Genomic DNA, 18,356 nt, shown 5'->3' with positions numbered 1-18,356 from the left:
TTCACCTCCCGTCCGAGGCCGCGGATGCGGCTCCGGTACGGGGTCTCGGCAGCGGGGCGCCCTGTTGGTGCCGGACGGAGAGGAGGTCTGCCCTCGCTATCCGGCGGCGGCCTCACCGGCCGACGGGGGCGCCTCACCGGCCGGCAGGGGCGCTTCGGCGGCCGGGTCGCCGAAGGACTTCCGGCAGTGCACAAGCAGCTCCCGCAGCGCAGGGCTCTTGGTGGGCGCGGAGACCAGGGCCAGCACCGCGGCGATGTCGGCGTCGGTGATGGGCACGGCCCGCATCTGCGGGTGCCGGGCGAGCATGGACTCGCTCAGCACGGCCACTCCCAGCCCGCGCTCGGCGAGCTGGACCACCGCTCCCGGCGCGCCGGCCTGCAGGGCCACGGTGGGCGCGAGGCCCCGCGCGGCCGACGTCCGGTCCAGCACCGCCCGGACGCCGGTGCCCTCGGGCAGGCAGATGACGGGGTGGGCGCTCAGCTCGGCGAGGGTGACGCCGCCCGTCCCGGCCAGCGGGTGTCCGGGCGGCACCGCCGCGACGATCGCCTCGCTGATCACCTGCTGCCCTTCCAGGTCCTCCGGCCATCGGCCGGCCGCGCCGATCAGCGCGAGGTCGACGGCGCCCTCGCGGACGTACTCGACCAGCTTGGCGGAGTCGTCCTCGACGAGGCTGATCTCGACGCCGGGATGGGCCAGGTGGAAGCTCGACAGCGCTTCGAACAGCGGGGTGACGGTGCAGGCCGTCACCATGCCGACGACCAGCCGGCCACGGACCAGCCCGTTCATCTCGTCCACCGCGCACCGAAGCGCCTCCGCCGCGGCCAGCACGGTGCGCGCGTGGCCGAGGGCCACCTCCCCCACCGCGGTCAGCCCGACGCGGCGGCCGGACCGGTCGATCAGGGTCGCGCCGAGGTCGTTCTCCAGTTGACGGATCTGGGCGCTGATCCCGGGCTGACTGATGTGCACGCGCTCAGCCGCCCGGGTGAAGCCGCCTTCCTCGGCGACGGCCAGGAAATACCTCAACTGCCTGAGTTCCATAACCTCAGATTATAGAGGCGATCAAAACGATTGATTGGACTTCTTCCGAAGCGGCGTCGGACGATGACCACAGTCGAATTCATCCCCGCCGAAGGGAACGTCGTGTCCGAGAACGAGAAGGCCATGGAACCGGAGGACCTCACCCGTCTCTTCGTGGAACGCGCCAATGCCGGTGACGCCGCCGGCCTCGCCGCGCTGTACGAGGAGGACGCGGTGATGGCCTATCCGCCCGGCAGCACCACGGTGGGCCGGGAGGCCATTCGCCACCTGTGGGAGAAGGTGCTCGCCGACGCGCCGCACTTCGAGCCGGAGAATCCGCTTCCGACTCTCGTCTGCGGCGACATCGCGCTGACCGCCACACCGCCGAAGGACGGTTCGGGCGCCCGTGCCCAGGTGGTCCGGCGGCAGGCCGACGGCAGTTGGCTGCGCCTCATCGACCAGCCGGAATTCCGCCCGCCCACCGGCTGACGGCCCACCGGCTCCGGCCCTTCGCGACGGGCCGCGCGGAAACGGCGCATTACTCCATGGGAGCGAAATCCGGTGCCGCGCAGGCGAGTCGCCTCTGATCGCCATAGGCTTCCGGCAATGGGGAGGGCAAGACTGCGCCATTCCAGCCGAGGAGAACCGATGGCTGAACGAATTGCCCGTCGACGCGGCTATCGAGAAGGCCTCGCCGGCGAGATGATCGCAGAATTCCTGGGAACGTTCGTCCTGATCCTCCTGGGCACCGGGTCGGTGGCCGTCGCCGTTGTCGGCTTGCCCGGATCCGGGCGAGAAACGGTGGCCTTCGGCCCCGCGAACTGGCTCATCATTTCGTGGGGCTGGGGTCTCGCCGTGGTGTTCGGCGTCTATGTGGCCGGCGGCATCAGCGGCGCCCACATCAATCCCGCGGTGACGCTGAGTTTCGCCGTCCGGCGGGACTTTCCCTGGCGGAAGGTCCTGCCCTACTGGCTGGCGCAGTTCGTGGGGGCGTTCGTCGGTGCCGCGCTCGTCTACTCGTCCTACCGGTGGGCGATCGACTTGGCCAACGCCAAGGCGGGACTCCCACGGGACGAGTCACTGGCGACATATTCGATCTTCGCCACATTCCCCGCCGAATACTTCGGAAACTCCTGGTGGGGCCCTCTGCTCGATCAAATCATCGGCACCGGAATTCTGCTGCTGCTGATCTGCGCGCTCATCGACACCCGAAACATGGCTCCCGGATCCAATCTCGGACCCTTCCTCATCGGCTTGATCGTCGTCGGGATCGGTTTCACATTCGGCACCAACGCAGGTTATGCGATCAATCCCGCCCGGGACTTCGGCCCCAGGCTGTTCACCTATTTCGAAGGCTGGGGCTCCATCGCCCTACCCGGAACCTTCGGATGGTTCAGCAACTATTGGTGGATCCCCATCGTCGGCCCCCTCATCGGCGGAGTCATCGGGACCCTCGTGTACGACCTGCTCATCAGCCCGGTGCTCAAGGCCCGGCTCAGTGCGGCCGAGGAAGGCCCGGCCACCGAGGAGCCCTCCTAGGGTCCTGCCACGGGCGGACCCGCCCGCCCCCCTTCCCCCACGACCACGAGGAGAGTGGCCACGATGCCCGAATTCGTCGGCGCGGTGGACCAGGGCACCACCAGCTCCCGCTTCATGATCTTCGACCACTCCGGGAACGAGGTGGCGAAGCACCAGCTCGAGCACCGCCAGATCCTGCCGCGGTCGGGGTGGGTCGAGCACGACCCGGTGGAGATCTGGGAGCGCACCAACACGGTGATCCAGAACGCCCTCCGCGCCGGGAACCTGTCGGCCACCGACCTCAAGGCGATCGGCATCACCAACCAGCGCGAGACCACCGTGGTCTGGGACCCGCGTACCGGCCGCCCGTACTACAACGCCATCGTCTGGCAGGACACCCGCACCGACAGCATCGCCGCCGCCCTCGAGCGCGACGGCCACGGCGAGGTCATCCGCCACAAGGCCGGTCTGCCGCCGGCCACCTACTTCTCCGGCGGCAAGATCAAGTGGCTGCTGGAGAACGTGGACGGACTGCGCGAGGCCGCCGAGGCGGGCCACGCCCTGTTCGGCAACACGGACGCCTGGGTGCTGTGGAACCTCACCGGCGGACCGAACGGCGGGGTGCACGCCACCGACGTGACCAACGCCAGCCGCACCATGCTGATGAACCTGGAGACCCTGGACTGGGACGACGAGCTGCTGGAGATCTTCGGCGTGCCGCGCGCGATGCTGCCGGTCATCAACCCCTCGGCCCATCCCGAGGCGTACGGCCAGGCCCGCACCTCACGGCCGCTGAGCGCCCCCGTGCCGATCACCGGCGTACTCGGCGATCAGCAGGCGGCGACCGTCGGCCAGGTCTGCTTCTCCCCCGGCGAGGCCAAGAACACCTACGGCACCGGCAACTTCCTGGTGCTCAACACCGGCACGGAGCTGGTGCGTTCGCAGCACGGGCTGCTGACGACGGTGGCGTACCAGTTCGCCGGCAGCCCGGCGGTCTACGCGCTGGAGGGGTCCATCGCCGTCACCGGCGCGGCCGTGCAGTGGCTGCGCGACCAGTTGAAGATCATCACGAGCGCCCCGGAGAGCGAGCGGCTGGCGCGTTCGGTGGAGGACAACGGCGGGATGTACTTCGTGCCGGCCTTCTCCGGTCTGTTCGCCCCCTACTGGCGCTCCGACGCCCGCGGCGCCATGGTCGGCCTGGCCCGGTACAACACCGGGGGCCACATCGCACGGGCCACGCTGGAGGCCATCTGCTACCAGAGCCGTGACGTGGTCGACGCGATGGAGCAGGACTCGGGCGTGCACCTGGACGTGCTCAAGGTCGACGGCGGCGTGACCGCGAACGACCTGTGCATGCAGATCCAGGCCGACGTGCTGGGCGTGCCGGTCAGCCGTCCGGTGGTCGCCGAGACCACCGCGCTGGGCGCCGCCTACGCCGCCGGGCTCGCCACCGGATTCTGGCGCGACACCGACGAACTGCGCTCGCACTGGCAGGAGTCGAAGCGCTGGAGCCCGGTGTGGAGCGAGGAGCAGCGCCAGAACGGCTACCGGGACTGGAAGCGTGCCGTGGAACGCACCCTGGACTGGGTCAAGGTCACCTGACCCGGCGGCCGGCCGCCGGCTCGGCGGTCCTCGGCCATCGGTCGGCGGTCATCGGTCGGCGATGTCCTCGCGGAGGCCGTCGGAGAACTCCCACCAGGACAGCGGGAGCCAGTCGCCGTTGACGAAGGCGTCCACCGTCGCGCCGCGACCACGGACCGTCACGGTCGTTCCCGGCGGGTACGTGGTGCCGGACAACCCCGGCACGGGGACGAGCAGGGTCCCCAGCCTCTGTGCTGCCATGTTCCACCACTCCCTTCTCGGCGCGACGCCGATTATTCGCATATCGGGAGATTACCGGTTTGCCCGATCGAGGAGACCGGAGAATCATGAGAGATGAGTCACGCGGACAGCGGGCGGGGGCGTGGCCGTCGCACACGTATGCCGTCGAGTGGAGGTCTCAGCCATGAAGGCCGTCGTGTACAAGGAGCCGTTCAGCGTCGCGGTCGAGGACGTCGAGAAGCCCAGCATCCAGCATCCGAACGATGTGATCGTACGGGTCACCTCCACCGCGATATGCGGCTCCGATCTGCATATGTACGAGGGCCGCACCGCTGCCGAGCCCGGCATCGTCTTCGGCCACGAGAACATGGGGATCATCGAGGAGGCCGGCCAGGGCGTCACCTCGCTCAAGGAGGGCGACCGCGTGGTCATGCCCTTCAACGTCGCCTGCGGCTTCTGCACCAACTGCGTCGAGGGGTTCACCGGATACTGTCTGACCGTCAACCCGGGCTTCCCGGGCGGCGCGTACGGCTACGTCGCCATGGGGCCCTGGAAGGGCGGCCAGGCCGAGTACCTGCGCGTCCCCTACGCCGACTTCAACTGCCTGAAACTGCCTGCGGGCAAGGAGCACGAGACCGACTTCATCCTGCTCGCGGACATCTTCCCCACGGGCTACCACGGCTGTGAACTCGCCCAGGTCCGCCCCGGTGAGAGCGTCGCGGTCTACGGCGCGGGGCCGGTCGGCCTGATGGCCGCCTACTCGGCCCTGCTGCGCGGCGCGAGGAAGGTGTTCTCCGTGGACCGGGTCCCCGAGCGGCTGCAGAAGGCCGAGGAGATAGGCGCGATTCCGATCAACTTCGCCGAGGGCGACCCGGTGGAGCAGATCAAGGACCAGACCGAGGGCATCGGCACGGACAAGGGCGTCGACGCGGTCGGCTACCAGGCATCGGCGCACGGCGCGGACCACGAGGAACCGGCGACCGTCCTGAACTCCCTCGTCGGTACGGTCCGGGCCACCGGAGCGCTCGGCATACCCGGCCTCTACGTCCCGTCCGACCCCGGAGGACCGGACGAACAGGCCAAGCAGGGCATGCTCCTCGTCGCGATCGGCAAGCTCTTCGAGAAGGGCCTGCGGATGGGCACGGGGCAGTGCAACGTGAAGCGCTACAACCGGCAGCTGCGCGACATGATCATCGCGGGCAGGGCGAAGCCCAGCTTCGTCGTCTCCCACGAACTGCCCCTGGACCAGGCGGCGTCGGCCTACGACAAGTTCGACAAGCGCATCGAGGGCTACACCAAGGTGGTGCTGCACCCGTAAGCACCACGACGACGCTCCGGCCCGGGAGGCGAAAGCGTGAGCACCGAACCGCTCGAGTGCTCACGCTTTTCCCTGCCGCTTTACCCGCCGCTTTCCCTGCCGCCACGGGGTGATCAGAAGGGGGTGTGCGCGGGCGTGTACCCGGGGGTGTGCAACCGGCGGTGGTGACTGCTCCCTGTTCAAAGGCACGGCCACCGCGCAACTCTCTGGCGAACTGCGAATTCGCCCCGGGAGGCGCACGGTGAAGAGGTTCTCAGGGAAGGTCCGGCCGGCCGAGCCGGAGGTGTCCGACGCGGAGCGCGAACTGTTCGGCGGCCCGCTGCGCTACGACATGGGCTGGTCCCAGCACGAGCACGCGCGGCTGGACCTGACCATGCTGTCCGCCCTCCGGTCGATGCCGAACCTGGTCGGCGCGACCCTGCGCATGGCGTGGAGGGCGGACCGCAGGGCGCTCGTCGCCGTCGGGATCAGCGAGGTCGGACAGGGCATCGCCGCCGCCGTCGGACTGCTCGCCGTCAACGCCGTCATGCACGCCCTCCTCGGCTCCGGCAGCGCCGTGGAACGGCTGCACGCCCTGCTGCCCGCTCTGCTCGCCGTCGCCGCGATCGCCGTCGTCAACTCGGTTCTCGCCGGATGGTCCACGTCCCGGGCGGGCCGCCTGGAACCGCTCGTCGAACGGATCGCCACCACCCAGTACCTGGCGGCCGCCACCTCCGTCGAACTGGAGGCCATCGACGACCCGGACTTCCGCCGTCTGATCGACATCGCCCAGTACGGCCCGGCTTCCGCCCGCCGCATGATCAGCGCCTGTGTCGCCGCGCTGAACAGCACCATCTCCCTGGTGGCCACCGCCGGCGTGCTCACCGTCCTGCACCCGGCGCTGCTGCCCATGCTGATCCTGATCGCCGCGCCGCGCGGCTGGGGCGCCATGCGCGTGGCCCAGGAGCGCTACGTGTCGGTGATGAGCTGGATCGAGCACCTGCGGGCCAGCCGTCTCATCGGCAACCTCCTGACCGAGCGCACCGCCGCCCAGGAGGTGCGCATCCACGGCGTCGGTCCTTTCCTGCTGAGCCGGTACAAGCACATGGCCCGAAGCGCCGAGGCCGAGCAGGAGCGGCTGGCCTCCAGCAAGGCGGTCACCGAGTGGGTGGCCGCCGCGCTGTCCGGAGTGGCGATGGCGGCCACCTACGGAACCATGATCTGGCTGATCATGAGCGGGCACATGAGCCTGGCGGTGGCGGGCACCGCGGTGATCGCCGTCCGCTCCGGCTCGGCGAGCCTGGGCGCCCTGGTGATGAACATCAACACGCTGCACGAGGAGTCCCTCTACGTCCGCGACCACGGACGCTTCCTGACCGAGGCCGTCCAGCACGCCATCCCCGCAACCGGCGATCCGCTCCCGCAGCAGGTCGAGCAGGTCACCCTCGACCGGGTCACCTACCGCTATCCCGACCGCGAGGCCCCGGCATTGGACCGGGTGACGCTCACCCTGCCCATGGGCTCGGTCACGGCCGTGGTGGGCGAGAACGGTTCCGGCAAGAGCACCCTCATGAAGATCCTCTCGGGCCTGCTGCTGCCCCAGGAGGGAACCGTGCGGTGGGGCGACGCGGACCTCGTCGGCCTGGAACGCTCCCAGGTCTTCGACCGCGTCGCCCTGCTCACCCAGGACTTCCAACGCTGGCCGGTGACGGCCGCGATGAACATCCGCATCGGGCGCCCCGCCCACGACGCCTCCCCGAAGGACCTGCAGGCATCCGTCGACTACGCGAGGGCCGACTCGGTCGTCGCCAGACTCCCCGACGGGCTGCAGAGCCTGCTGGCCCGGGTGTTCCGCGGGGCCGTCGAACTGTCCGGCGGCGAATGGCAGAAGATCGGCCTGGCCCGCACCCACTGGCGCAGCTCCACCTCGCCGGCCGACAGCGTCCTCATCGTGGACGAACCCACCTCCGCCCTCGATCCGGAGGCCGAGATCGAGGCGTTCGACCGCATCCGCCGGCTCGCCGCACCGCACCGCGCCGTCGTCCTCGTCACCCATCGCATGTCCGGCGTCCGCCACGCCGACCGCATCTACGTCCTGCACCACGGGCGTCTGGCCGAGCACGGCAGCCACGACGAACTCATGGCCGCCCGGGGGCGCTACGCCGCGATGTTCGACGCCCAGGCCGCCCAGTACGTCCCCGCCGCACCCGTCCCCCACCCCACCTCCCCCGCCGCACCCACCACCCCCGCCGCACCCGCCGCGCCCGCCGCCGCACCCGCCGTCGCGGACCCCGTCTGACCCCTCCGCCCGAAGGACCCGCTCCCCGTGCCGGCCCCTCCCCCCACCCGGTGCCTCAACGCGGCGCGTCCGCGTCCGCGTCGAGCTGCTCCAGCCCCTGCTCCCACCGCTGACGGCGGTCGCTCCCGGACTGCTCCCACCACGGCGTCCCCCGCTCCCCCAAGGCCACCTTCGCCCGGTGGACGCGGGCGCGTGCGGAGCGTTCGGCCCGGGTGTCGCCCGCGGCCGTCGCGGCACGCACCGCACGCCGGGCCGCCATGAGGTGACGGCGCAGACGGGCCGCGGCCTCCTCCGGAACCGAGGGATCCGTCGCCCGCCATCTCCGTCCCCGGACGACGACGAAGTGCCCGTCGGGGGTCCTCTCCGGAACCCGACCCGTGTCCATGACGTCCCTTCTTGCCCCTCACCACCCCGCTCGGCTGTCCCGGTCGTCCAGTTGTCCGGTCGAGGCGACGAGGACGCCGGTCGAGGTGTTCGACCGGAACCGTCCGCCGCCGGAATTCCTACTCCCGCCCCGGAGCGGTGCCGGAACGGTCGGCGGACAGGAACGTCTCCCAGTCGGCGCGGCCGCCCGCGCCCAGCACTCCGACATCGGCCCCGAGCTCGCCGGTGGACGACTCCCGCAGTTCGCGCCGGGCGACGCGGGCGACCACGGACGGGAAGACCGGTCGCAGGGGCTGGCACCAGCGCAGCCACGGCGGGGCGTAGACGTGCCGGGCGCGGTGTGCGATGCCGGTGGCGAGCCAGTCGGCCACCTGATCGGGGCTGTGCACCCGGCGTGCGAACCACGGCTGGTGCCGGCGCAGGGCCCGCAGGACCGGATGGTCGTCGATGCCGGCGACCATGTCGGTGCCGGTCCAGTGGAGGTAGGCGATGCCCACGGCGACCCCGTCGGGCTCCACCTCGCCCCGCAGGGCCTGGGCGAAGGACTCCGCGCCCGCCTTGGACGCGCAGTACGCGCTCATCATGGGTGCGGACCCGAAGGCGGCGGTCGAGGCGATCTGCAGGAAGTAGCCGTGGGTGCGGGTGAGCTGCGGCAGGAAGGCCCTGGCCGTGTTCGCCGACCCGACGAGGTTGACGTCGACGACGCGCCGCCACAGGTCGGCCGCCGTACGGCTGAACGGGCCGCCTGCGGCGATCCCCGCGTTGGCCACGACGACGGAGGCCGGCCCGAGCCGCTCCTCGATCTGCCGTGCGGCCTCGTCGAGCGCGGCCTGGTCGGTCACGTCCGTCTCGACGCAGACGCTCGGGGAGGTCAGTGCGGCCGCCGCCCGGGCGAGGGTCTTCTCCTCGCGGCCCAGCAGGGCGATGCGCATGCCGTCCGCGGACAGGCGCCGGGCGAGCGCCTCACCGACGCCGCGGGCCGCCCCGGTCACCACGGCGACGCGCCCGTACAAGGGGCCGTCGTGAGCCGCGGCATGTACCCGTGTACCGGTGAAGGTGCGCATGCGTTCCTCTTCTCTCCCCCGCCCGTCACGGGCGTCACCACGCACCGCTCCGGTCGGCCTCGCCGACGGGAATCGAGCGTCGTACGGGCGTCAGGAGTCCCGACGGCCGGGCAGCGCGCAGCCGCTCCCACCCGTCACTCCAGCACACATCTCCGGGTGAGGCGAGCCCGATCGGCTCGGCCCGCCGGAGACCGTGCACCAGGCCGAGACCACCTGCGCCACCACCGAACCGCAGGTCAGCCGCTCTTTCCCGCAGGCTCCAGGAGCGCCACGCACTCCCCATGGCGCGGCATCGGAAGGACGTCCGACGACGAGGGAGCTCCGGTCGCCCCCGGCTCGGTACGCGTCGGATTCCGTGCCCGCCACACGCGGGGGACGCGCCTCAGCGGGATCCCGGCCCGAGGTCCGCGAGCAGGTCGTCCAACACCGCTTCCTCCTCGACCCGGACACCGTGCTCGGCGAGAGCCACGGCCAGGGCCGGGTCCCAGGGAGTCGCGGCGGGCGGGCCCGTCAGCGCCGGGGCTTCGGCCAGTGCGGCCACTGCCGCCCGGTAGTGGACGGCCTCGTAGCGCCACGGCCGCCAAGGGACGTTTCCCGCCAGCGCCGCGGCGATGCGTACACCGCCCCAGTCGAAATCGCCGTGGTAGAGAAGGCCGGCTCCCCGTGCGGACAGGTCGCGCAACAAGGTGAGAGCGGCGGCCGACGGGTGCCCCTGGAGGCACACCAGGGGCGGGCATGCCGGGCCGAGGGTGTCGGCGGCGGCGGACAGCACGGCCGGGTTCTCGCAGATGTGGACGGTTCCCGTCGCCGGAACGGCGGCAACCGGTGTGCGACGGGTGAGGGAGCGGAGCGTCAGCACCGCCGGCTCCCCCGCGTCGGCCATCCAGTCGAGGGGTGGGGTGCCGCGCAGATTGAGAGTGAGAACGGTCGACGACACGTCGTCCTTGAGCAGCCCCGCCGAGGCCCATGCCTCCCGCAGCCACCGCGCACCGGAGCCGTCGGGGAAGCCGGTGAGGAAGCGGATACCGGACAGGACGAGGGTGGCGAGCGGCTTCCCCTCGTCCAGGGCATGAGCACCCGAAAGGTTCTGTGCCGCGAACGTCGCTCGCGAGACCGGGGGTGACGCGGGCAGCGCACGCAACGCGCGCACGGCGGCCTCCACCAGAGGCCCCGCGACCTCCGGCGTACGGGCGAGGCGCCGTACGAGACCGTCCCCGCGGGCCCGCTCGGCCCAGGGTGCCAGTTCGCCACCGAGGGTGTCGAGCGGGGCGTAGGCCTCCGCCCAGGCCCTCTCCTCCCTGTCCCGTGTCTCCGCGCGGAGGGGGACGGGACCGGTGAGGGCCACCACGGCGGCCGCCAGTCCGTCGGGGCTGGCGCCGGAGCGGCGCAGGACCGCGTCCACGGTGTCGAGGCGGACGCTCAGGGAGCCGCCTGCTCGCGGCGCCCGCCCCAACAGGCGCTCGACGGCCAAGCGTTGGGACGCATCGGGGTCGGACAGGGTGACGGAGCCGGTGAGCGGTCGCCCACGGGTCATCCGCTGCCGGGCGCGGTCCACGAGCCAGGCGAGGCCGGGAGCCCCGAGCAGACGGCCGAGGCGCTCGATGTCGATGCCGGCCCGGTCCCCGGCCTCCGGCGGCACAGTCGGCGCCGTGTCCGCGACGGTGCCGGCCACCGGTGTCTCCCGCCCGGCCGCCGCGTGGGCCGGGGGAACACGACCGTCGTGGGCGGACGAATTCGTCGCAGGGTTCACGCCCACCGGGACTCCTGGCCTCCGGCGCCTCCGATACTTCCGGAACTTCCAGCGCTTCCAGCACCTCCGGCACTTCCGGCGCCTCCGATGACGGTCCGCCCCGGCCCACCGAAGGAACTCACCGGTTCCTCGACCACCTCGCCGAGCCCGTCGGCGAGGGGAGCCGGCCTCGACGTGTCCGCCGGTGCGCCGGGCTCCGGGCCGCGCCGCCGTTCGGTGCCGTCCCACTCCCACCGCGTCACCAGCACGGCGTCGACGTCGTCGACGCGGGAGAGCTGGGCGATGGCAATGCCCGGCACCTGGGGGTAGCAGGCCCATTCGCGTTCGCTGGTCATGACGACGTCGAGGTCGAAGGCGCGCAGCAGGCCGAGGCACTTGGCGCGCGAGTCGTCGTCGACGCCGGCGAACGCCTCGTCCAGGGTGACCAGGCGCGGGGCGTGCGCGCCGCCCGCGCTCGCGTAGTGGGAGGACGCGGCGGCGAACAGGGGCACGGACGCGGCCAGGACCCGCTCCCCGCCCGAGGCGGGCCCGGTGGCCGGCACCCACTTGCCGTGCTGGTGGCGTTCGACCCCGAACTCGTGCCAGGCCCGGTAGTCGAGTGCGGCGGTGAGGTCCTCCAGCCAGCTGCCGGCGCTGTCGTCGGCCTGCCGGCGGGCGATCTGCTCCTGAAGGAACGCGCCGACCGCGGCCCGGTCCTCGATCGACCAGGCGTCGGCGGACTGGCGCAGCCGTTCACGGGCCTGGGCCAGTCCCTGCGGGGCCCGGCGGGATGCCCGCCACACCAGCCGCAGCTTCATCCCCGTGGAGGTCGGACGTTCCTCCAGCTCCCTGTTCATGGCGGCCACCTGCCGTTCGGCCGCCCCGATCAGCTCCTGGAGCGTGCCGGCGACCTCGGTGATCAGATGGGTCTGGAGGATCTCGCGCTCATGTGCGGACAGGATGCGGGTCAGTTCCGCGACCTCCACCGCCAGTGCCTCGGCGAGTTCGGGCACGGCCCGTTCCCGGCCCTGGTAGACGATGTCGACCCGCATGCCGTCCTCGCTCGGGCGGGCGGTGGCGGTGTGGCCGTGCCGTGACAGCGCGTCCTGGAGCCTGCCGAACTCCTCGCTCAGCCGTTTCTGTACGCGCTCCCAGGCCGCGTCGGTGTCGTCGACCGAGGAGAGCCGGAACTCCACGGCCCGGGCGAGGACGATGGCGGGGGTCGCCGCCCACGCCCCCGCGCCGTCGTCCGGTACGGCAAGATCGGGCAGCGCGACGGCGAGCAGCCCCGTACCGGCGAACCGCTGGAGCGCCGCGACGGCTTCCTCCCGTGCGGCGGTCGCCTCGGTGACGTCCTCGGCGAGCCGCTCGATGCGCCCCTCGGCGCGGCTGGCCCGCCGGTCGGCGTCACCGTACTCCGCCCGGGTCCGCTCCTGTTCGTGCGCGCAGACCCGGACGGCCTCGGCCGTCTCCTCCAGTTGCCGCTGGAGTTCGGCGACGGCCACTCCGACGGTGGAGCGGAGCGTCGTGAGGTGTTCGTCCGCCGCGGCGGCCACCCGGGCCGCCTGTGTCGCACGCTCCGCGAGTTCGGACACGAGGAGTCCGGCCCGGCGGGTCTCCTCCTGCTCGCCGGTCACCGCGCGTTCGGCCTCCGTGCGTTCGCGCAGTGCGGGCCACAGGGCCGCCAGGAGGACGGTGTGGTCGGCGAGCGCCTGGCGCACGGCGCCCAGTGCCGTGCGGTCGGTGGGGAGGTTCAGGGCGGCCGCGGTGTCGGCGAGTTCGGCCGTCGCACGGTCGGCCCGGTCCGCCGCCGGGGCCAGTTCCGCGGCCCGTTCGTCCCGCCGGGCGCGGGCGCGGCGGGCCGCGTCGGCCGCGGCGGTGACGCGTGCGTGAGCGTGCCGTAGGTCGTCGTCGCCCGGCAGCGCGGCGAGTTCGGCGTCCAGCACGGCACGGCGCCCGGCAACGGCGCGGGCCTCCTCGGTCAGTCGTTCGCGCTCCGCCGCCAAGTCGTCGATCTCGGCGCGCACTTCTGCGATCCGGACGCGTCGTGCCTGTTCCCGGGCACCCTCCCCCACGTACTGGGCACTGTCCTTGGCCCAGCTTCCGGTGAGCGCCCCGACGCGGAAGCGCCCGTCCGCGCAGACCCAGGTGTCGTGGCCGCCGGCCTCCCAGGAGGTTTCCCCGGGCCCGTCGCCGTCGTCCGCGGCCAGCCCGATCGACGCGAGCAGGCGCGCGACCGTCTCCTCCCCCACCGCGGCGGCCCCCGCGTCCGCGGGGTCGACCGCCGGGCACAGCGCGCGGTCGAGGCCGGCCCCGCCGAGCAGCCCGACCGGGTCGAGCAGCACGTCGTGGCCGTCCGCCGCGACCGCGGAACCGTCCGGCCGCACCCAGGCGTCGAGGAGTCCCGACGCTTCCAGCGCGGCTTCCAGTCCCGGGCGGTCGGCTTCGGTGACGTGCGGACGGAAGTCGACCAGCCGCCACAGCGGAGCGCCGGGGCCCCGGTCCCGTACGCCGGGGGTGCGAGTGTGAGGAGCCGCCGGGCCACGCTCCCCGCCTATTTCGAGGGCGGTCAGTTCCTCGGTCGCCAGCCGCTGCCGCTCCGCCGCCGTCTCCTCGCGGTGGGCCAGCAGGGCCGCCCGGTCGGCCAGGCGGGAAGCGACGGCGCGATGCGCCTCGGTCGCCGCCGTACGGGCCGGCAGCGGGCCGTCCAGGGAGGTCGCCCAGTCCTGTACCGCGTCCAGGACCCCCGGCAGTCCGGGCACCCGCAGCTCCCCGCACCCGGAGAGGTGCTCCCGCACGGCCGTGACCAGCGCCCGTCCCGCCTGGGCGACGCCCTCCTCCGCCTCGGCCAGCCGCTCCTCGGCGTGCACGGCCTCCTCGTCGGCCTCGTCGGCGCGCAGCCGGGCGACCCGATGCTGTTCCTCGGCCCGCTCGGCCCGTGCGGCGAGTTCCGTCACGTGCTCGACGGCGCGCCGCCTGCTCTCCGTCGCCCCGTCCGCCTCCCTGCGCAGGACCGCCTCGGGGGCTCCCTCCGTCCTGGGGACATCGAGCCGGGCGGCCGCGGCGCTCCGGGCCACCCGGTCCAGGATGTCGTCCAGGGCCTCCCGGGCGGCCGTGAGCCGGTTGTCCGCGGTGGCGAGCCGGCCCAGGGCCCGGGTGTGCGCCTCGGCCGCCGTACGCCGGTCTACCTCGGCCCTCTTCAGCTCCCCGGCCGTGCGGGAGGCGTCGTCCGCCGCCCGGTCGAGCGCGCGAGCGTCGCGCATCTCGGGCCGGGAACGGAGCGTGGCGTCCTGGGCGGCCAGCCGCGCGGCCCGCTCGTCGAGGGCGGCGCCCCTCGCCCGGGCCTCCTCCCGGTCCGCCGCGGCCCGGTCCCGGTCCGCCTGCGCTTTGGAGAGTTCCCGCTGGAGGTTCTCGTACCGGGCGTGTTCGCGGCGGGGCAGGCGGGCGCGGCGCCGGGAGGCGAGACGGGCGTAGCGCCGGTAGTGGTCGAGGAACGCCGAGGATGCCTGTTCGGCCTCGCGGGCCGCCCGCAGTTCCTCCTTCTCCTCGTCCAGCGACCGGAACGCCTCCGCCGCGTCGGCGACGACCGCCTGGTCCATCGGCGGCAGCGCCTCGGTCAGCGCCCGGGACAGGGCGGCCTCGCTCGGGCGCTTGGACAGCTGGGGCTGGCGCAGCTGGATCAGGAGGTCGACGAGGGCGCCGTAGCGCCGCTCCCCGAGCCCGAAGAGGGCTTCGTCGACCGCCCTGCGGTAAGCCTTCGCCGTGTCGTACACCATGCCTCGGTCGCCGACGGCCTCGGCGAGCCGGTCCCGGGACAGGGCGGTCCGGGTGGCGTCCAGCAGGTCGAGACCGGCGCCGATCCGCTGGTCCGTCACCGCGAACCAGTGGCGGGCTATGCCGCGTCCGGCGACCGCCTTCAGGCCGCACAGCAGGGTGCGGAAGTGCGCCTCGCCCGTGGTCCCGTCGAGCCGTCCGAACTCGATCCAGGTGTAGCCGAGGCGTTCCGGGTGCGGGTGCGCGCCGCCCAGGAGCAGGTTCCACTCCATGCGCTTGCCCGGGTCGCCGTCGGGCTCGACGCGGCGGGCGGAGAGGTCGCCGTCCAGGAGGAACGGCAGGGTGAGGGCGAGCACCTTCGACTTGCCGGTGCCGTTGTTTCCGCGCAGCAGCAGCCGGCCGTCGCGGAACCAGAACTCCTCGACGTCGTAGTGGAAGAGGTCGACGAGCCCGATACGCAGCGGCCGCCACCGACCGGGCGCGGGGGCGGGGAGCACGAGGCCGGGGGATCCAGGGCCGGGGAGCGCGGTCACGGGGCGGTTCACCTTTCGTCCTGCACGGTCTGCGCGAGCGTGGAAGGCTGACGGGCCCGCCCGGGTTCCCTGACGACGGGCTTGCCGACCGCGTACCGTGCGAGGGCCGGCCGCGGGACGACGCCCCGCTCCGTGCGCTCGGCGAGTCCCAGCGCCACCAGTTTGGTCAGCGCCTTCTCGACGAGTTCGGGTTCCGTTCCCGGCTCCCTCGCCGACTTGGACCAGAACCCGCCGTGCTCCACGGCCAGTTCCCGTACGCGGGCCGCCAGCTCCGCCGGTTCGACCGGCCTGCCCGCCCGTGCCAGGTGTCCTGCCAGCAGCAGGGTGATGTGGCCGTGGGTGCCCTGCTCCGGCATGCGCACGTCCGTGAGGTCGTCCAGGGGGTCGACCATGGCGACGCCCTCCGCCCGGACCTCCGGGACGAGCCCGGTCAGTTCGTTGATGCGCGCGGTGATGAAACCGCGCTGCCGGGTGAGGTAGGCCAGTTCGTCGTCGGTGAGGTCGTCGTAGTAGAGCACCGGGTCGTCCAGCAGGACGCGGGTCAGCTTCCAGCGGATCGCCCGGAACCTGAGCTCGTCGCTGTCGAGCGCGGTCCGCGCGGTCATCTCCGTCAGGCGCTCCTCGAAACCCTCGGCCTCGACCATGGAGGGGCCCCGCAGGGACGCCGGCATACCGGCCAGCACGCGCCGCCGCACGTCGTACAGCACGTCGCCCGATCCGCTGACGTAGGCGTCCTCGTCGCCGGCCACCCGCCGCAGCACCCCGAGCCGCAGCAGCAGGCGGACGACGGCCGCGAGGTCGAGACGTTCGTCGCGCCGCTCCAGGGTGAACGTGATCCCGGCGGCGACGAGTTCGGGATCGGCGGCGGCCAGCACGACCTGTTCCGCGAGACGTCCGAGCGCCACCTGCGCCTCGCCCCGCTCCAGCGCGGCCAGGGCCAGGCAGAGCAGGACGTAGCGGCGGCGGGTGAAGGGCAGGGCACTGCGGGCGGCCTCGCGCGCCGGGTGCGTGGCGTCGGTGAGGGTGCCCGGTGTCTTGCGCAGCCGTGCGGCGTCGGCGTCCGTGCGCAGCGTCCAGCCGACGTTGCGCTCGAACCACTCCCGCAGCTCGGCGGCGTGCCGGCGCACCAGCCGGAACTCGTCGGCGTACGGTCCGTCGGCGGTGAGCAGCGGCTCCTTCAGCAGGGCGCGTGCGGCCTTCTGGAGGTCGGCCTGCCGCTGGCCGTCCAGGACCTCGGCGAGGGGGCCGCTGCTCATCGGTCCTCCGTGAGCCGGGGAGAGGTGCCCTCTCGTGGGGCGGGTATGGGAACGGGGGCGGGTGCGGCGCGGTCACCGTGCCCCGCCGTGAGGTCGACGATGTCGATCAGGTGGTCGGGACCGCTGAACACCCCTTCCGGTGTGCGCACTTCGGCCCTCGCTCCGTCGTCGAGCGCGGTCAGCCGGATCTCCATCGAACCGTCCCCGCTGGTGGCCGCGATGGTGGTCGTGTCCGGCCGCCAGGTGGCGAGCGCGTCCCCGAGCAGCCGCAGGAACAACTGGAAGGCGAGCGGGTCGAGTTCGCCGAGCCGGGACAGCCGCACCGGCCCGCCCGTCACCAGACGGTCCCGGGCCCGCCGGGTCTCCTCCGTCTGCCGGGCGGCGAGTTCGGCGAGCCTGCGCTTCGCCTCGCCCCGGTCGGCCACCTTGCGGGGTTTGCCGCGCCGTTCGTAGCTGCCGGTGCGGCGCAGCTGGGGGCTGATCCGCAGTGGTCGCGCCTCGCTCCACGGGGTGGATGCCGGCTCCGGGGAGGCCGTCCGTTCGGCCAGGGTGTCGGCGTCGACGGTGAGGTGCCGCGAGGAGTGCAGCCCGAACGCCACCCGCCACAGCCGGTGCCGCGCCGCGTCGTCCGGCGCCTGCGCGAACCAGCGGGCCAGGGTACGGAAGTCGGCCGAGCGGTCGGAACGCCCGGCCCGCCGCTCGTTGAGCTGCCGCACGACGGCCAGGAGCTGCGGGATCGCACCGAGCGCCCGCCCGCGCAGCAGCCTGGCCTGCGACTCCCGTCCCTCCCCCGACACGAACCACTCGGCAAGCCCGGACCACCGGGCCGCCCACCGCTCGTACGCCACCGCCTGAGCGCGCCCGGCATCCTCGGGAGCGGCGTCGGCGGCCTCACGGGCGGCGGCGAGCGACAGGAGCGGCCGCACCCTCCCCTGCTCCTCCAACTCGCCGATCAGCAGGGCAATCCGCCCGCCGAGGGTGATCAGGTCCTGGATGAACCGCTCCAGATACTGGATCAGCCGGTCCTTGTACGCGAGGAACGCCTCGACCTCGATGTCGTGCAGGTCGATGGTGCGCTGGAGCGAGCCCATGAAGGCGCGGGCGTTGTCCGCGAGGTTGGTGAACCGCGCCGTCAGCACGGACAGGGCGACGTACGTCTTGGCCGGGTCGGGCTCCTCCTCCGCGGCGATCACCAGCAGCGCCCGCAGCTGCGTGACGATGTCGTGCAGCGCGACCGCCTGGAGCTCCCCTCGCCGCCCCAGCACCTCGTCGTACGTCCCCAGCGCCGCCTCGGCGGCCTCACCGGCCCGGGTGAGCTGGTAGATGAACCGCCTGCGGTAGAAGTCCTCGACCGCCGTCACCCGCGCGTGGTCCGGATCGGCCCGCAGGTTGCCCCACTCCACGAGCTTGTCCAGCGCCTGCGTCACCGCCTCGGGGTCGGCGGGCCGACTCCCCGCGTCCAGTGCGGCGTGCACGTCCTCCGGCCGCAGATGCACCGCGAACCGCTCCTTGGCGGCGAGGAAGGCGCGCATCACCTGGCGGTAGAGGGCCACATTGGGGGCGGTGAGGTGGGCGAAGGGGGCGTAGTCGGCGGGGGTGGGGCTGTGGAGGCGGGAAGCCGAGGAGGAGGTCTGCGAGGTCATCGTCGGTTCATTGTTCCGGAT

General features: G+C 72.8%; 13 protein-coding genes. 5 read left to right on the top strand and 8 right to left on the bottom strand.

Annotated elements, in window-relative coordinates:
• Positions 1-96: 96 nt before the first annotated feature.
• Entirely contained in the window at positions 97-1,038 is a 942-nt protein-coding gene (locus tag ACWEQO_RS27745) for a LysR family transcriptional regulator (protein WP_452985671.1), read from the bottom strand.
• Positions 1,039-1,101: 63 nt separating this feature from the next.
• Between ACWEQO_RS27745 and ACWEQO_RS27740 the strand changes: the two genes are divergently transcribed.
• The 3 genes from ACWEQO_RS27740 (at position 1,102) to glpK (ending at position 4,137) form a co-directional block, all read left to right on the top strand.
• Positions 1,102-1,506: a YybH family protein gene (locus ACWEQO_RS27740; RefSeq protein WP_452985670.1), complete on the top strand. Its 405-nt coding sequence runs from the start codon at positions 1,102-1,104 to the stop codon at positions 1,504-1,506.
• Between the two features lie 159 nt (positions 1,507-1,665).
• Positions 1,666-2,556 carry an MIP/aquaporin family protein gene (locus tag ACWEQO_RS27735; RefSeq protein WP_452985669.1) on the top strand — a complete coding sequence of 297 codons (891 nt, stop codon included), beginning with the start codon at positions 1,666-1,668 and terminating at the stop codon, positions 2,554-2,556.
• 63 nt (positions 2,557-2,619) lie between these two features.
• Positions 2,620-4,137, top strand: a complete 1,518-nt coding sequence (gene glpK, locus ACWEQO_RS27730) for a glycerol kinase GlpK (protein ID WP_452985668.1) — start codon at positions 2,620-2,622, stop codon at positions 4,135-4,137.
• A 48-nt stretch (positions 4,138-4,185) separates the two neighbouring features.
• Here glpK and ACWEQO_RS27725 read toward each other — a convergent pair whose 3' ends face one another.
• Complete coding sequence (locus tag ACWEQO_RS27725) at positions 4,186-4,377, bottom strand: hypothetical protein (protein WP_030931808.1); 192 nt, start codon at positions 4,375-4,377, stop codon at positions 4,186-4,188.
• 163 nt (positions 4,378-4,540) lie between these two features.
• Here ACWEQO_RS27725 and ACWEQO_RS27720 point away from each other — a divergent pair, with 163 nt between their 5' ends.
• Together ACWEQO_RS27720 and ACWEQO_RS27715 are read left to right on the top strand one after the other, a co-directional pair.
• Positions 4,541-5,674, top strand: a complete 1,134-nt coding sequence (locus ACWEQO_RS27720; RefSeq protein WP_361455262.1) for a glutathione-independent formaldehyde dehydrogenase — start codon at positions 4,541-4,543, stop codon at positions 5,672-5,674.
• A 241-nt stretch (positions 5,675-5,915) separates the two neighbouring features.
• Positions 5,916-7,952 (top strand): ABC transporter ATP-binding protein, encoded by a 2,037-nt coding sequence (locus ACWEQO_RS27715; RefSeq protein ID WP_361455265.1) that lies wholly within the window; start codon positions 5,916-5,918, stop codon positions 7,950-7,952.
• A 55-nt stretch (positions 7,953-8,007) separates the two neighbouring features.
• Here the strand turns inward: ACWEQO_RS27715 and ACWEQO_RS27710 are convergent, their stop codons facing one another.
• The 6 genes from ACWEQO_RS27710 to ACWEQO_RS27685 form a co-directional block, all read right to left on the bottom strand.
• Positions 8,008-8,337, bottom strand: a complete 330-nt coding sequence (locus ACWEQO_RS27710) for a hypothetical protein (protein WP_361455268.1) — start codon at positions 8,335-8,337, stop codon at positions 8,008-8,010.
• Between the two features lie 118 nt (positions 8,338-8,455).
• Entirely contained in the window at positions 8,456-9,400 is a 945-nt protein-coding gene (locus tag ACWEQO_RS27705) for an SDR family oxidoreductase (RefSeq protein WP_452985667.1), read from the bottom strand.
• A 382-nt stretch (positions 9,401-9,782) separates the two neighbouring features.
• Positions 9,783-11,150 (bottom strand): TIGR02679 family protein, encoded by a 1,368-nt coding sequence (locus ACWEQO_RS27700; RefSeq protein ID WP_452985666.1) that lies wholly within the window; start codon positions 11,148-11,150, stop codon positions 9,783-9,785.
• Positions 11,147-15,436, bottom strand: coding sequence for a TIGR02680 family protein (locus ACWEQO_RS27695; RefSeq protein ID WP_452985665.1), 4,290 nt, complete (start codon positions 15,434-15,436; stop codon positions 11,147-11,149). Before ACWEQO_RS27695 ends, ACWEQO_RS27700 begins: the two co-directional genes overlap by 4 nt.
• 8 nt (positions 15,437-15,444) lie before the next feature.
• A complete protein-coding gene (locus ACWEQO_RS27690) occupies positions 15,445-16,692 on the bottom strand; it encodes a TIGR02678 family protein (RefSeq protein ID WP_452985664.1) in 1,248 nt (415 codons plus the stop codon).
• Positions 16,689-18,335, bottom strand: coding sequence for a TIGR02677 family protein (locus ACWEQO_RS27685; RefSeq protein WP_452985663.1), 1,647 nt, complete (start codon positions 18,333-18,335; stop codon positions 16,689-16,691). Before ACWEQO_RS27685 ends, ACWEQO_RS27690 begins: the two co-directional genes overlap by 4 nt.
• Positions 18,336-18,356: the final 21 nt, after the last annotated feature.

The sequence above is a fragment of the Streptomyces sp. NPDC004051 genome, assembly GCF_053604275.1.
This window is presented reverse-complemented; position numbering and strand designations above follow the sequence as displayed.